Source organism: Microbacterium sp. W4I20 (assembly GCF_030816505.1).
Lineage (GTDB): Bacteria > Actinomycetota > Actinomycetes > Actinomycetales > Microbacteriaceae > Microbacterium.
Genome location: NZ_JAUSYB010000001.1, coordinates 857590 through 870779 on the forward strand (window position 1 = coordinate 857590; position 13190 = coordinate 870779).

Consider the following 13190-nt stretch of genomic DNA (forward strand, 5'->3'; position numbering starts at 1 on the left):
GTGTCGTCATGGAGATCACACTCGCTCAGCCCGCGGGCCTCGTCGTCAGCCCCGCATTCAGTCATGTCGCCGTGGTGCCTCCGGGGGCGACCACGATCTACGTCGGCGGCCAGAACGGCGTCGACTCATCCGGGGCGGTCGTCTCGGCGGATGCCGGCGAGCAGTCGGTCCGTGCCGTCGAGAACGCCCGGACAGCTCTGGAATCCGCCGGGGCCGGCCTCGACGACGTGATCAGCTGGACCGTGCTGATCCATCAGGATGCCGACCTCAGGGCGGCCTACGGAGCGGTCGCGTCGAAGCTCGCTCGAGACGGCGCCCCTCCCCTCGTCACAGCGGCGATCGTCCACGGGCTCGGCGTTCCCGGCGCGTTGATCGAGGTCAGCGCCGTCGCCGCCGTCATCCGCGACTGACGATCGCGACCGCCGGATCCGCGTCAGATGCGCCCGCGGACGGGCGTCCGCTCCACCGTGTCGCCTTCCTCCGGCATCGCCATCTCGGCGCGCACCCCGAGCAGGCGCACCTCACGCTCCGGATCGAGCGTCGCCGCGAGAGCGACCGCGGCCTCGATGACCTCGACGCGCTGCATCGACGGCACCGCGAGCTTGCGACCGAACGTCTTCGTCTCGAACGGCGCATATCGCACCTTCAGGTGCACGCGCACGACGGGTCGACCCTCGGCAGCACAATCGTCGAAGGCGTGCCCGGCGAGCTCGCGGACCGCGCCCTCGACCTCGACGGTGGTCGTGAGGTTCTGCTGATACGTGGTCTCCCGGCTGTGGCTGCGTGCGACCCACGGAGTGTCGTCGACGACTCGCGGGCCCCGTCCCGATCCGAGCCCGTGGTACCAGACGCCCATCTTCGGACCGAACTCCCCCACGAGCTCCTGTTCGTCCGCATCGGCGAGTTCTCGCACGGTCGCGATGCCGTGCTCCGCGAGGCGCTTCTGCACCTTGGGTCCGACGCCCCAGAGGTCGCGCGTCGGCTTTTTCCCCATGACCTCGAACCAGTTCTCCTCGGTGAGCCGGAACATTCCCCGCGGCTTCCCGAACTCGGTCGCGATCTTGGCGCGCACCTTGTTGTCGCCGATGCCGACCGAGCAGTGCAGCTGCGTCGCCGCCAGCACCGCGGCCTGCGCGTCGCGCGCTGTCTGCTCCGGATCGTCGGTCGTCACTCCGAGGAAGCACTCATCCCAGCCGACGATCTCCAGCGTCACGCCCGGCAGCGCCCTCAGGGCGGCCATCACCTCGGCCGACGCCGATTCGTAGGCCTCGTGATCGACGGGGAGGAAGATCGCGTCCTCCGGCGCCTTGCGCGCGGCGATCTTGAGCGGCATCCCGGATCCGATACCGAACGCCCTCGCCTCGTAAGACGCCGTCGACACGACCGCCCGCTCCGTCGGATCGCCGCGGCCTCCGACGATGACCGGACGCCCGGCGAGCTCGGGTCGGCGCAGCACCTCCACCGCGGCGATGAACTGATCCATGTCCACGTGCAGCACCCAGTCGGCCATGCAACGAGTGTGGCCGCTCGCGCAGCCGATGTCACGCCCGTCAGGCGATGGCGACGCCGATCGCGGTGGCGATGACAGCCAGCAGCGGCAGCGTCCCCTGCATCACCGCGGCGCGAGTCTTGGAACGATCCGACAGCACGAGCACGAGCGCGGCCGCCAGCATCATGCCGGTGCCGGCGAACACGAGCGTCAGACCCACGGTCGCCGCGCCCATGATCACCAGGCCGATGCCGAGAAGCGCGGTCAGCGCGAGGAACAGGTTGTAGAACCCCTGGTTGAAGGCGAGCTGCTTCATCGTGACCGCATCCGCCTCGCTGGCGACGCCGAAGATCTTCCTCGTCTCGGGCTCGGTCCACTTCAGCGACTCGAGCGCGAAGATGAAGACGTGGAAGGCCGCAGCAGCTGCGGCGAGGACGAGACCGACGATGAGCATGGGCTGATTCTCGCAGAAGAGTGAACTCAGACGAGGAAGATCGGCAGCAGCCCCGGATTGTGCGCGTGCACGAGCACGGCGAACACCACGGCGTCGAAGAGCAGATGCACGGTGACGACGTACGCGAGCGAGTGGGTGCGGAGGAAGATGAACCCCTGCAGCAGCGCGAACGGGATGGTGAGAAGGGGGCCCCATTCGCGGTAGCCGAGCTCCCAGAGGAACGAGACGAACACGATCGCCTGCAGCAGATTCGCGACGACGTCGGGGAAGTGACGACGGAGCAGCGCGAAGACCGTGCAGATGAAGAACAGCTCGTCCCAGATGCCGACCGCGCCGACGCCGACGAACAACCGGGCGATCAGTTCCGGCGTGTCCACGACGGGCCAGTTCTGGTAGACGCCGCTCGTGATGAAGTAGAACGGCAGGATCAGCCAGCCGAGCACCAGCACGGCGACGAGCCAACCCCACTGGAGCCGCCCCCACCGGCGGTGAGTGCGCCACGGGAAGCTGATCGCACGGTCCCGGTAGACGAATCGCGAGATCACGTACGGCACGGCGACCGCGCCGCCGAGCGCCAGCGTGAACCGCAGCATGGCCAGATTGTCGAGTTCGGCCGCCAGCGGGATGATGCTGACGATCAGCATGCCGATCGCGATCAGGGAGAGATCTCTGGTCAGAGAGGGAGGCCGATGGGTGCCGATCACCCGCGCTGTCTCGCGGCGCGCGCCCATGCTGACGACGGAGTCCGGTGCCATGCGACCGCGCTCGACAAGCCATGCGACGCCGACGCCGAGCGCCAACAGCGCCCATCCCAGCCACGGGATCTCCAGGACGAAGAACGCGGGAGCCGCGGCGCACACCAGGAGCGCGGGCGCGATGCCGGCGCGGAGCGAAGTGCCCTGCGCAGCCGAGGTCACGCGCGCGCCTTGCGGCGGTAGACGAGGTCCCGGATGTCGCGGCCCTTCGCGATGCCCTTGCGCTCGAACGCCGTCATCACGCGCCCGTCGAAGCGCTCTGCCCACTCCCCCTCGAACGCGCGCTCGAACAGCGGCTCGGCGTCGAGCACCTCGCGCATCTGGAGGGCGTAGTCCTCCCAGTCCGTGGCGAGCCGCAGCAGGCCGCCGTCACGCAGAGCGCGCGCCGCGGTGTCGCCGAAGCCCGCCCGCACCAGACGCCGCTTGGTGTGCTTCTTCTTGTGCCACGGGTCGGGGAAGAAGATCCACACCTCGCGCGCTGCGCCCTCCGGCAGGTACGACGACAGGACCTCCGGCGCGTTCGCCTCGACGACACGGAGGTTGCGGGCGCCCTCCCGGTCGGCGTCGAGCATCGTCCGCGCGAGGCCGGCGCGGAACACCTCGACGGCGAGGAAGTCGTCGTCCGGGCGGGCGGATGCCGCGGCGACGATCGCATGCCCCTGACCGGAGCCGATCTCGACGTAGAGGTCGGCGTCGCGGCCGTACTCCACCGCCGGATCCAGACGGCGCCTCCGGGTGCACCGAGGTCCACGCGACGTCTCGTGGCACGTCGAGGAGGTAGTGCGGGGCCAGGTCGATGAAGGCGCGGTCCTGCGCCTCGGACATCCGTCCACTCCGGCGCACGAAGGACACCGGTTCGTCGCGGAAGGTGCGGGGTTCGGGCATGTTTCCAGGGTAGTCGCCGGGGCTCACAGCTCCCGCGCTCAGTGGGCGGGCTCCGTCACGAAGTCGATGAGCTCCTCGACACGGCCGAGCAGCGCGGGCTCCAGGTCGCGGTAGGTCGTGACCTTGGAGAGGATGTGCTGCCAGGCGCGCCCGGTGTCCCCCTGCGTCTCGTACGGCCAGCCGAACGCCCGGCAGATTCCGGTCTTCCAGTCGGTGCCCCGCGGGATCTCCGGCCACTTCGCAATTCCCAAGGCCCGCGGCGTGACGCACTGCCAGACGTCGACGAACGGGTGTCCGACGATGCGGAGGTGGCGGCCGTGCGGACCGCGAGCGATGGCATCCGCGATCCGCGTCTCCTTGGATCCCGGCACGAGATGGTCGACGAGCACGCCGTAGCGGCGGGTCGCGCTGGGCGGCTCCGCGGCGAGAAGATCGTCCAGCAGATCGATGCCCTGCAAGAACTCGACGACGACGCCCTCCACGCGGAGGTCGGCGCCCCACACCTTCTCGACCAGCTCGGCATCGTGCTTGCCCTCGACGAGGATACGGCTGGGCAGTGCGACCCTGGCCCGCTGATCAGCCGCGACGAACGAGCCGGATGCCGTGCGCCGCGGCCCCTGCTCCTTCGCAGCCGGGGCGACCAGCCGAACAGGCGCCCCATCGATCAGGAAGCCGCCGCCGAGCGGGAAGAGGCGCTTGCGGCCGAGGCGATCCTCGAGCTCGACGTTGCCGCCCTGCACGCGGGTCACCGCGCCGCAGTAGCCGTCGTCCGCGACCTCCACCACGAGGTCGGTCTCGGCCGGTACCTGGGGCACCTTCTTCGCACCGCGCTCGCGCCAGCCCTTGGCCAGCACGTCCGCTCCGTACCTGTCATCCATGCCATCCAGCGTATGTGTCTCCGCTGACGGCGAACGGAGATCGGGTGCCGGATGCTGTCGCGTGTCGGCCTCTGTGCATAGACTCGACGCATGGGGCTCGGCTGCCGGTCGGAGGGAACAGCATGACGAAACGGTGGCTCACGCTCGCCGCGGTGACAGCAGCTGCCGTGGCCGGAGCGCTCTCCGCTTCCGCCGCCTCCGCGACAGATCCGCTCGACCTCGACACCGGGTACGTCACCGATGAGGCCGGGGTGCTGAGCAGCGGCCAGGAGGCCGACCTCGAAGCCCGACTGACCGAGCTGAGCGAGAACTCCAACGCCGATCTCTTCGTCGTCCTCGTCGATGACTTCAGCTCGCCGTCTGACAGCGCCGATTGGGCGGACGACGTCGCAGAGAACAACGGACTCGGCTCCGACCAGTATCTTCTCGCGATCGCCACCGAAGGGCGCACGTACTACATCTCCGCCGCCCCCGACGGTCCGCTGAGCGACAGCAAGCTCGACGACATAGAAGACAAGATGGTGCCGCTCGCCTCCCAGGAGGACTGGACGGGCGCGATCACCCTCGCAGCCGACGAGATCCAGGGCGACGGCGGGGCCGGAGCCCTGCGCACCGCGCTGATCGTCGGCGCGGTGATCGCCGCAGGACTCGTCATCTGGCTGATCGTCGCCCTCATCCGGCGCTCCCGACGGAACGCCGAGGTCCGCAGGCGCGGCGCCATGCCGGAGAAGGCCGACCCGAACGACCCGTTCTCCACCCTCACCGACGAGCAGGTCGAGACGCACGCCGGAGTCGCACTGGTCCAGGCCGACGACGCCATCACCTCCAGCAAGGAAGAGCTCGGATTCGCTGTCGCGCAGTTCGGCGAGGGCGCGACGGCGGAGTTCACCCAGGCCGTCGACGCGGCGAAGGCCAAGATGTCGGAGGCCTTCGACCTCAAGCAGAAGCTCGATGACGAGATCGAGGACACGATCCACGATCGCCGTGCCTGGCACATCCGCATCATCCAGCTCGCCGACGAGATCGACGATGTGCTCGATGACAACACCGAAGCGTTCGATGCTCTGCGCAAGCTCGAGCAGAACGCGCCGCAGGAGCTGGAGCGGGTGCGCGGAGAGCGGGCGGCGCTCGAGCCGGTCCTCGCCGCCGCCGGTCCCGCACTGGCCACTCTCTCGGGGGTGTACGACGCGACGGCGCTCAGCACGGTGGCGGACAACCCCGCGCAGGCCCAGGAGCGCGCCGCACTCGCGGATCGCTCGTTCGAGGCGGCCGCCCAGGCGATCGCGGCCGGTCGATCCGGAGAAGCGGCGTTCGCCATCCGCACCGCCGAGCAGGCCGTCGGTCAGGCGGCACAGCTCGCCCAGGCGATCACCTCGCTCAGCACCGAGCTGCAGGAGATGGAAGCCCAGGCGCAGGCGCTGATCGCGGAACTCCAGACCGACTTGGCCGCCGCACAGCAGCTCCCGGATGCCGACGGTTCCATCGCCGCCGCGGTCTCCGCCACCAACCAGCAGATCCAGATCGCCCAGACGAGTCTCGCCACTGCTCCGCGCAGTCCGCAGCGTGCTGTCGAGGCTCTGACCGCCGCCAACGCCCAGATCGACGCCGCGATCGCGCAGGGACGCGAGACCGTGGATCGAGCGCGGCGCGCCCGGCAGATGCTCGGACAGTCACTGGCGCAGGCGAGCTCGGAGATCCGCGCCACCCGCGAGTTCATCGAGACCCGTCGCGGCACCGTGGGCTCGACGGCCCGCACGAGGCTCGCCGCAGCCGAGACGAGCCTGACGCAGGCTCTCGCACTGCAGGCCACCGACACCAATGCGGCGCTGACCGAGGCGAACCGGGCGATCGAGCTCGTGCGGCAGGCGACGTACTCGGCGCAGTCCGACGTGCAGTCGTACAACAGCCAGAACAGCTACCAGGACGACAACTGGGGCGGTCTCTTCGGCGGTTCGAGCTCGCGATCGAGCGGGTCGGGAATCGGCGGCGACATCCTCGGCGGCATCATCGGCGGGCTTCTCTCCGGCGGCGGAGGCGGAGGGAGCTCCTCGCGCAGCAGCGGAGGCTACCGCAGCTCCGGCTTCGGCGGTGGTTCTCGCAGCAGCTCACGCAGCAGTTCGCGCAGCAGCTCTCGGAGCAGCAGCGGACGCAGCGGACGATCCGGAGGTAGACGCTTCTGAACCGCTCATCCACACAGACGCACAGCTCTCGACTTCGCCCCTCTGAAAGGAATCACGCATGACCAAGCAGTCCATCTTCGGACGTATCTCGACCCTTCTCCGAGCGAACATCAACTCGCTCCTGGACTCTGCGGAAGACCCGCAGAAGATGATCGACCAGCTCGTCCGCGACTACACCAACAGCATCGCCGACGCCGAGTCCGCCATCGCCGAGACCATCGGCAACCTGCGCCTCCTCGAGCGCGACCACGAGGAAGACGTGCAGGCGGCAACCGAGTGGGGCAACAAGGCACTCGCTGCCAGCCGCAAGGCCGACGAGATGCGCACGACCGGCAATGCGGCGGATGCCGACAAGTTCGACAACCTCGCCAAGATAGCCCTGCAGCGCCAGATCAGCGCCGAGCGCGAGGCGACCGGCGCCGAACCGCAGATCGCGTCGCAGACCGAGATCGTCGACAAGCTCAAGAGCGGCCTCAACGGCATGAAGGACAAGCTCGGCGAGCTGAAGAACAAGCGCAGCGAGCTTCTCGCCCGCGCCAAGGTCGCCGAGGCGCAGACCAAGGTGCAGGACGCGGTCGGATCGATCAACGTGCTCGACCCCACCAGCGAGCTGGGCCGGTTCGAAGACAAGGTCCGCCGCCAGGAGGCTCTCGCCCAGGGCAAGATGGAGCTCGCCGCGTCGAGCCTCGACGCCCAGTTCGAGAGCCTGGAAGACCTCGGTGAGCTGACCGAGGTCGAGGCCCGCCTCGCGGAGCTCAAGGCCGGCGGCACCGCGCCGCGTCAGGCCATCGAAGGCTCCTGACACCCTGCCGATGCCCCGGACCATCGCGTGTCCGGGGCATCGGCGATTTCTCCCCCGGAGGTGACCATGGTGCGATTCCTCGTCGTTCCACAGTGGCAGGGTTCGCCCGCCCCGCGCGCGATGCTTCTCGTCGACGGCGCGTCCGCCATCGCCGGCGACCTGCCGAGGGCAGCGACGACGGTGCTCGATGTGCCGGTCGAAGCGGGTGAATCCTTGGGCACCGGCGTCCGCCGCCTGAGTGCACTGCTGCGCACGCGCGAACTCCTCAGCGATCAGCTCGGAGCAGACACGGTCGTGATCGGCGGAGACTGCAGCGTGACCGTCGCCGCGCTCGCTGCGCTCCCCGGCGGCACCGACGACCTCGCGGTCGTCTGGTGCGACGCTCACGCCGACATGCACACGCCGGAGAGCTCGCCCTCCGGCGCGTTCTCCGGGATGGCGCTGCGGGCCGTGCTCGGTGAGGGCGAGGAGCAGCTCGTCCTCTCCCCCGGTATCCCGCGGGATCGCATCGTCGCGGTCGGGATGCGCGATCTCGACGATGCCGAGGTCGACCTCATCGATCCGCTCTCGCAGGTCTCCGTCGACGACCTCGAACGAACCGACGCTCTCGTCGAGGCGGTGCGCGCCACCGGAGCATCCCGTGTCTGGGTGCACATCGACGTCGATGTGCTCGATCCGTCGGACTTCGCCGGTGTGTCCTCCGCCGCGCCGTTCGGCGTCTCGCCAGCGAAGCTGAGCGCCGCCATCCGCCGGCTGCGCGATGAGATCCCGCTGGCCGGTGCGACCATCTCGGGCTTCGCGCCTCGTTCGCCCGCCGATGCCGTGGACGATCTCGGCGCTCTTCTGCGCCTGGTCGGAGCGGTCGCATGACGGCCGACTGGCGTCCCGCTGCCGACGAGGCGCTCGCCCGCGGTCGCCGCTTCGATCGCCGCATCCCCGCGTTCCTGTTGCGTTCACCGATCAGCATGGTCGGCTATTGGTGGGGCACCGCGGTCGGGTGGCTGTGGGGCTCCCTCTGGAGCACCGGGCCGGTGGAGCGGCGTGCCGGACTGTGGGTGTTCCAGGGCATGCCGCAGTGGACCTTCAACCGCGGCGGCGTGTGCGTGGGCGGCTGCTTCCTGACGGGCGATTCCCGTCCGACGGATGCCGTGCTCCGCCACGAGGCCGTGCACAAGCAGCAGTGGCTGCGCTACGGCATCCTGCTGCCGGTGCTGTATTTCTTCGCCGGACGCGATCCGCTGCACAACCGCTTCGAGATCGAGGCGGGCCTGGAGGACGGCAACTACGTGCGTCGCTCCCGCTGAGCCTCAGCGCGAGCGGAACCGTCTGTGACGGTCAGCGATCGGCGGGCAGCAGACCGAAGCGCTCGGGAGCGTGGATCTGCGCCGCGTCGATGTCGAGCGCGTTCGTCAGGTGGTCGACGATGTCGGCGGTGCCGAGGTAGCCCCCCAGGAGCGTGACGTGCGTCTCGATCTCCTCGTCGCACATCATCTCGTCGGCCCACGCGCACGTCGCGCGCGCCAGCGCCTGGCCGGGAGTGCACGAGCGGCCGGTTCCGGGGGTGCCGGAGCGCTGCCCGCGGGCCAGCCAGGTGACGGTCATGCGCCCGGGGGCATCGATGATGCCGATGTCGGAAGCGTCGGGCACCTCGATGAAGATGCGGCCCGAGGCGCACAGCGGCAGCGTGGCCAGGAAGATCTCGAGGTCGGCGAGCGAGTGCTCGTCAGCCGTCACCAGGTGGTGCGCACGTCGACGCGCAGCACGGCGCTCAGCGCGCGTTCCGCGGATCTCGAGGGAGGTGTTCATGGTGACTCCATGCTACACCAAGTGAAGGCTTGCCTAACCTTCCTCGACGAGTGCGGTCTTCAGCGCCGCGAGCTCCTCCTCGGTCATCCCCTGCGCGCGGAGGTATCCGGCCGCCGATCCCCAGCGCTCGTCGACCTGCTCCAGTAGACGTCGCATCACCGGTGCCGGCGACTGCGTCGCGAGGGCGACGGCATGGACGGCCTCCGGATGCTGCGCGCGCAGGTACGCCGCGATCCGCTGCGACCGCTGCGCCGGCAGCTGCGACTCCGTGAGCGCGTAGTCGGCGATCACCGCCTCCCGGTCGGCGCCGACCGCGGAAAGCGCGAGAGCGACGGTCACGCCGGTGCGGTCCTTGCCGACGCTGCAGTGCACCAGGGTCGGGGCACCCGCGGCGATGATCCGGATGGCCTCGACAAGCCGCTCCCCGCTCTCCTCGAGCAGGTGCAGGTAGAGGTCGTCGAGGCTCGTGTCGGCCTCGAAGAAGGACCGCACCGAGCCGAGGAACAGCGGAAGGTGCGTGGTGTCCGGGCCCTCGATCTCGGTGGGCTCGGCAGCGACCTCCTCACCGTCGCGCAGGTCGACGATGTGCTGCACGCTCGTGCGGAGCGCCGTGACGCCGGCGGTCGTGGCGCCGGAGAGCTGGCCCGAGCGCAGCAGCACCCCCGATCGGATGCGACCGCCCTCCGCGGGCATGCCGCCGACATCGCGGACGTTGTTGACGCCGTCGATGTCGAGGACCGTCATGCCGGAGCCTGAGCGGTGCGCGGCGACACCGGGTACCGACCGGCGATGACGATGCGGTTGAAGGCGTTGATCGACACGCATGCCCAGCTCAGGGCCGCGTACTCCTTCTCGGTGAACACGCTCCCGACCAGGTCGTACACCTCGTCGGAGACGCCGTCCTCGGAGATGAAGGTGAACGACTCGGCCAGTTCCAGCGCCGCGCGCTCGCGTTCGGTGAACACGCCGCTCTCGCGCCAGACGGGGATCTGCGTGATCGTGTCGGCGTCGATGCCGGCCTTGACCGCACGGTCGACGTGAATCCGCACGCAGTAGCTGCATCCGTTGAGCTGAGAGCAGTGGATCATCACGATCTCTTTGAGGCGATCGTCGATCCCGTTCGCGGTGCAGATGTCACCGATCGTCCGCGCGAAGGCGTCCAGAGCCTGATAGGCGGTCGGCTCGGTCTTGGACAGGTGCACACGCGTCTCGCTCATGACTCCATGATATTCGGCGGTGCGCTGAAGAGTCCGTGATCCTCGATGACAACCTGAGATGCGCATTGCGAATCACACTCTCCTCGCACTAAGCAATTAGTGAAGCATTGGCGCCTTAATGCTTCCCCTTCTGGTCCCGCATTTCCCGCAACCCGCACGCCGGGAGCAGAATATGGGGGTGGCGATCGACAACTCCGAGTTCAGCTATCTTTCCGCGCAGTCCGACGCTCTGTCGGTGCCCCTCCCTCCGGTGGAGCGTCTCACTCTGGCTCTGCCCGACGGTCGCACCCTCAGCGCCCTGCGCTTCGGCACGGAAGCGCCGCGGGTCACTCTCCTGCACGGCGCCGGCCTGAACGCGCACACCTGGGACACCACGTCGCTCGCACTCCGTCAGCCCCTGCTGGCGATCGACCTCGCCGGGCATGGCGACTCGTCCTGGCGCGCAGACGCCGATTACACCCCGCAGACGCTCGCGCCCGATGTCGCAGCGGCCCTGGACGCGTGGACCTCGCAGCCGCAGGTGGTCGTCGGCCAGTCGCTCGGCGGACTGACGGGCGCGGCTCTGGCGGCGCTGCGCCCCGACCTGGTCGCGGAGCTCTTCGTGGTCGACATCACCCCGGGCATCGATGTCAGCGCGGGCCCCGCGGCGCTTCGCGCCTTCTACGAGGGTCCCACCGACTTCGCCACGCGTGACGAACTCGTCACCAAGGCCATGTCGCTCGGCTTCGGCGGCACCCGGCCCGAGACCGAACGCGGCGTGTTCCTCAACACCCGGGTGCGCGCGGATGGTCGCGTCGAATGGAAGCATCACTTCGCCCACCTCGCCGCGCAGGCCCTTGCGGCACACGACCCCGGATCCGCAGCCACGCCGTCAGCGATGCACGAGACGGGCTGGGATGACCTGGCAGCGGTTCGGGCACCCCTCACGCTGGTGCGGGCAGAGCGCGGCTTCGTCAGCGCGGAGGATGCCGCCGAGCTGCAGCGCCGCATCCCCGCCGCCCGCGTCGTGGTCCTCGATGCGACCCACAACGTGCAGGAGACCGCTCCCGCCGCCCTGGCAGAACTCGTCGCCTCACGCGTCGACGCCGCGGCATCCGTCCACACCGATATATGACGTTCCGTTCCGCATCGGTCCCACCACCCCTCACCCATCTCTAGGCTCGACACAACGGCACACAGCAACTGCCGCACCGAGAGGAATCACCCCATGCTCCGACGTACCCGACGTCTCGCACTGATCTCCGCACTCGCGGCCGCCGCGGTGGTCCTGAGCGCCTGCTCCGGCACCCCCGACCAGGCGCCGTCGACCTCCCCCGGCAAACCCGACCCTGACGCGACCCTGCACGTCGGCCTCGTGCTCGAGCCGAGCAACCTCGACATCCGGCACACCAGCGGCGCCGCGATCGAGCAGATCCTCATCGACAACATCTACGAGGGTCTCGTCACCCGCACGCAGGAGAACGAGATCGAAGGTCGGCTCGCCTCCGACTACGAGGTCTCCGAGGACGGACTCACCTATACGTTCACGCTCAACGACGGCATCCTGTTCCACGACGGCACGGCGCTGACGTCGGCCGACGTCGTCGCGTCCTACGAGACGGTCCGCACCGACGCCACGGTGCAGGGCAACGCGGAGTTCGCCGCGGTGGAATCCGTCACGGCACCCGATGCGACCACCGTCGAGATCACGCTCTCCGAGCCGAATCAGAACTTCCTCTTCGCGCTGACCGGTCCCGCGGGACTCGTCTTCAAGAAGGGCGACAAGACCGACCTGAAGACCGCCGAGAACGGGACCGGCCCGTTCACGCTGACGCGCTGGAACAAAGGCAGCACCATCACGTTCGCGCGCAACGACGACTACTGGGGCGAGAAAGCGGGCGTCGCCGAGGTCGAGTTCCAGTACATCCCCGACTTCACCGCCGGGGTGAACGCGGCCATCGCGGGCGACGTCGACGTTCTCACGGCCGTCGACCCGAACCTGGCGTCGCAGCTCGAGGGCGACTTCACGCTCACGAAGGGGCGCACGACAGACAAGGCGACGCTGGCCTTCAACAACAAGAAGGCTCCGCTCGACGATGTCCGCGTGCGTGAGGCACTGCGCCTGGCGATCGACCACGACGCGCTGATCGAGGCCGTCGGCGCCGGCACCACGCTCTACGGCCCGATCCCCGAGCTCGATCCCGGTTACGAGGACCTGTCCGATGTCGTTCCCTACGATCCCGAGAAGGCCAAGGAGCTGCTCGCCGAAGCCGGCCAGGAAGACCTCGAGCTCACCCTGACCATCCCGACGTTCTACGGCACGACGGTTCCGAAGGTGCTGATCTCCGACTTCGAGAAGGTCGGCGTGACGCTCGACGTCGACTCGGTCGAGTTCCCGGCCTGGCTGGAAGACGTGTACACGAACCACGACTACGACCTGAGCTTCGTGCTGCACGTCGAGCCGCGCGACTTCGGTAACTTCGCCAACCCGGACTACTACTTCGGCTACGACAACGCCGAGGTGCAGGATCTGTACTCCCAGGCGCAGGCCGAGGTCGATCCCGACAAGTCCGCGGAGCTGCTCGCGCAGGCCGCCCGCCTCGTGTCCGAGGATCACGCCGCCGACTGGCTGTACAACGGCGAGACCATCACCGCGGTGAGCCCGATCGTCTCCGGCTTCCCGGAGGACTCGATCAACTCGCGCATCAACCTCGCGGGCGTGACCGTCTCCGCGGAGAAGTAAGC

The 13190-nt window shown here is 68.9% G+C and carries 14 protein-coding genes and 1 pseudogene; 7 read left to right on the forward strand and 8 right to left on the reverse strand.

Annotated elements, in window-relative coordinates:
• Nucleotides 1-8 precede the first annotated feature (8 nt).
• Nucleotides 9-410 carry a RidA family protein gene (locus QFZ21_RS04265; protein WP_307374741.1) on the forward strand — a complete coding sequence of 134 codons (402 nt, stop codon included), beginning with the start codon at nt 9-11 and terminating at the stop codon, nt 408-410.
• Nucleotides 411-433: 23 nt separating this feature from the next.
• On the opposite strand, the gene QFZ21_RS04270 is transcribed toward QFZ21_RS04265, so the two are convergent.
• The 5 genes and pseudogenes from QFZ21_RS04270 to QFZ21_RS04290 form a co-directional block, all read right to left on the reverse strand.
• Nucleotides 434-1510 (reverse strand): DNA polymerase IV, encoded by a 1077-nt coding sequence (locus tag QFZ21_RS04270; RefSeq protein ID WP_307374743.1) that lies wholly within the window; start codon nt 1508-1510, stop codon nt 434-436.
• A gap of 40 nt (nt 1511-1550) precedes the next feature.
• Nucleotides 1551-1943, reverse strand: a complete 393-nt coding sequence (locus QFZ21_RS04275; RefSeq protein WP_307374745.1) for a DUF1304 domain-containing protein — start codon at nt 1941-1943, stop codon at nt 1551-1553.
• Between the two features lie 26 nt (nt 1944-1969).
• A complete protein-coding gene (locus QFZ21_RS04280; protein ID WP_307374747.1) occupies nt 1970-2860 on the reverse strand; it encodes a CPBP family intramembrane glutamic endopeptidase in 891 nt (296 codons plus the stop codon).
• Nucleotides 2857-3583, reverse strand: a pseudogene (trmB, locus tag QFZ21_RS04285) (tRNA (guanosine(46)-N7)-methyltransferase TrmB). Before trmB ends, QFZ21_RS04280 begins: the two are co-directional and overlap by 4 nt.
• Nucleotides 3584-3621: 38 nt before the next feature.
• Nucleotides 3622-4461 carry a DUF3097 domain-containing protein gene (locus QFZ21_RS04290; RefSeq protein WP_307374749.1) on the reverse strand — a complete coding sequence of 280 codons (840 nt, stop codon included), beginning with the start codon at nt 4459-4461 and terminating at the stop codon, nt 3622-3624.
• A gap of 122 nt (nt 4462-4583) precedes the next feature.
• On the opposite strand from QFZ21_RS04290, the gene QFZ21_RS04295 reads away from it, so the two are divergent.
• From QFZ21_RS04295 to QFZ21_RS04310, 4 genes are all read left to right on the forward strand, one after another.
• Nucleotides 4584-6641 (forward strand): TPM domain-containing protein, encoded by a 2058-nt coding sequence (locus tag QFZ21_RS04295; protein WP_307374751.1) that lies wholly within the window; start codon nt 4584-4586, stop codon nt 6639-6641.
• A gap of 58 nt (nt 6642-6699) precedes the next feature.
• Nucleotides 6700-7443: a PspA/IM30 family protein gene (locus QFZ21_RS04300; RefSeq protein ID WP_307374753.1), complete on the forward strand. Its 744-nt coding sequence runs from the start codon at nt 6700-6702 to the stop codon at nt 7441-7443.
• A gap of 66 nt (nt 7444-7509) precedes the next feature.
• Nucleotides 7510-8313 (forward strand): arginase family protein, encoded by an 804-nt coding sequence (locus QFZ21_RS04305; RefSeq protein WP_307374756.1) that lies wholly within the window; start codon nt 7510-7512, stop codon nt 8311-8313.
• The gene (locus tag QFZ21_RS04310) at nt 8310-8747 is read left to right on the forward strand and encodes a Fe-S oxidoreductase (protein ID WP_307374758.1); all 438 of its coding nucleotides are present in this window, start codon (nt 8310-8312) and stop codon (nt 8745-8747) included. Before QFZ21_RS04305 ends, QFZ21_RS04310 begins: the two co-directional genes overlap by 4 nt.
• A 31-nt stretch (nt 8748-8778) precedes the next feature.
• Here the strand turns inward: QFZ21_RS04310 and QFZ21_RS04315 are convergent, their stop codons facing one another.
• The 3 genes from QFZ21_RS04315 to QFZ21_RS04325 are packed head-to-tail and all read right to left on the reverse strand — an operon-like array spanning nt 8779 to nt 10466.
• Complete coding sequence (locus tag QFZ21_RS04315) at nt 8779-9249, reverse strand: SIP domain-containing protein (protein WP_307374760.1); 471 nt, start codon at nt 9247-9249, stop codon at nt 8779-8781.
• A 33-nt stretch (nt 9250-9282) separates the two neighbouring features.
• On the reverse strand, nt 9283-9993 hold the full coding sequence (locus QFZ21_RS04320; RefSeq protein ID WP_307374762.1) for a tyrosine-protein phosphatase: 711 nt from the start codon (nt 9991-9993) through the stop codon (nt 9283-9285).
• Complete coding sequence (locus QFZ21_RS04325) at nt 9990-10466, reverse strand: carboxymuconolactone decarboxylase family protein (RefSeq protein WP_307374764.1); 477 nt, start codon at nt 10464-10466, stop codon at nt 9990-9992. Before QFZ21_RS04325 ends, QFZ21_RS04320 begins: the two co-directional genes overlap by 4 nt.
• Nucleotides 10467-10638: 172 nt before the next feature.
• Between QFZ21_RS04325 and QFZ21_RS04330 the strand changes: the two genes are divergently transcribed.
• Together QFZ21_RS04330 and QFZ21_RS04335 are read left to right on the forward strand one after the other, a co-directional pair.
• Nucleotides 10639-11580 (forward strand): alpha/beta fold hydrolase, encoded by a 942-nt coding sequence (locus QFZ21_RS04330; protein WP_307381204.1) that lies wholly within the window; start codon nt 10639-10641, stop codon nt 11578-11580.
• A 93-nt stretch (nt 11581-11673) separates the two neighbouring features.
• On the forward strand, nt 11674-13188 hold the full coding sequence (locus tag QFZ21_RS04335) for an ABC transporter substrate-binding protein (protein WP_307374766.1): 1515 nt from the start codon (nt 11674-11676) through the stop codon (nt 13186-13188).
• The last annotated feature ends 2 nt before the right edge of the window (nt 13189-13190 follow it).

Excerpts from the sequence above, each read along its gene's own strand:
- QFZ21_RS04265 (WP_307374741.1), top strand. The coding sequence starts at position 9 with ATGGAGATCACACTCGCTCAGCCCGCGGGCCTCGTCGTCAGCCCCGCA.
- QFZ21_RS04270 (WP_307374743.1), bottom strand. The coding sequence starts at position 1,510 with ATGGCCGACTGGGTGCTGCACGTGGACATGGATCAGTTCATCGCCGCG.
- QFZ21_RS04275 (WP_307374745.1), bottom strand. The coding sequence starts at position 1,943 with ATGCTCATCGTCGGTCTCGTCCTCGCCGCAGCTGCTGCGGCCTTCCAC.
- QFZ21_RS04290 (WP_307374749.1), bottom strand. The coding sequence starts at position 4,461 with ATGGATGACAGGTACGGAGCGGACGTGCTGGCCAAGGGCTGGCGCGAG.
- QFZ21_RS04295 (WP_307374751.1), top strand. The coding sequence starts at position 4,584 with ATGACGAAACGGTGGCTCACGCTCGCCGCGGTGACAGCAGCTGCCGTG.
- QFZ21_RS04300 (WP_307374753.1), top strand. The coding sequence starts at position 6,700 with ATGACCAAGCAGTCCATCTTCGGACGTATCTCGACCCTTCTCCGAGCG.
- QFZ21_RS04305 (WP_307374756.1), top strand. The coding sequence starts at position 7,510 with ATGGTGCGATTCCTCGTCGTTCCACAGTGGCAGGGTTCGCCCGCCCCG.
- QFZ21_RS04310 (WP_307374758.1), top strand. The coding sequence starts at position 8,310 with ATGACGGCCGACTGGCGTCCCGCTGCCGACGAGGCGCTCGCCCGCGGT.
- QFZ21_RS04315 (WP_307374760.1), bottom strand. The coding sequence starts at position 9,249 with ATGAACACCTCCCTCGAGATCCGCGGAACGCGCGCTGAGCGCCGTGCT.
- QFZ21_RS04320 (WP_307374762.1), bottom strand. The coding sequence starts at position 9,993 with ATGACGGTCCTCGACATCGACGGCGTCAACAACGTCCGCGATGTCGGC.
- QFZ21_RS04325 (WP_307374764.1), bottom strand. The coding sequence starts at position 10,466 with ATGAGCGAGACGCGTGTGCACCTGTCCAAGACCGAGCCGACCGCCTAT.
- QFZ21_RS04330 (WP_307381204.1), top strand. The coding sequence starts at position 10,639 with ATGGGGGTGGCGATCGACAACTCCGAGTTCAGCTATCTTTCCGCGCAG.
- QFZ21_RS04335 (WP_307374766.1), top strand. The coding sequence starts at position 11,674 with ATGCTCCGACGTACCCGACGTCTCGCACTGATCTCCGCACTCGCGGCC.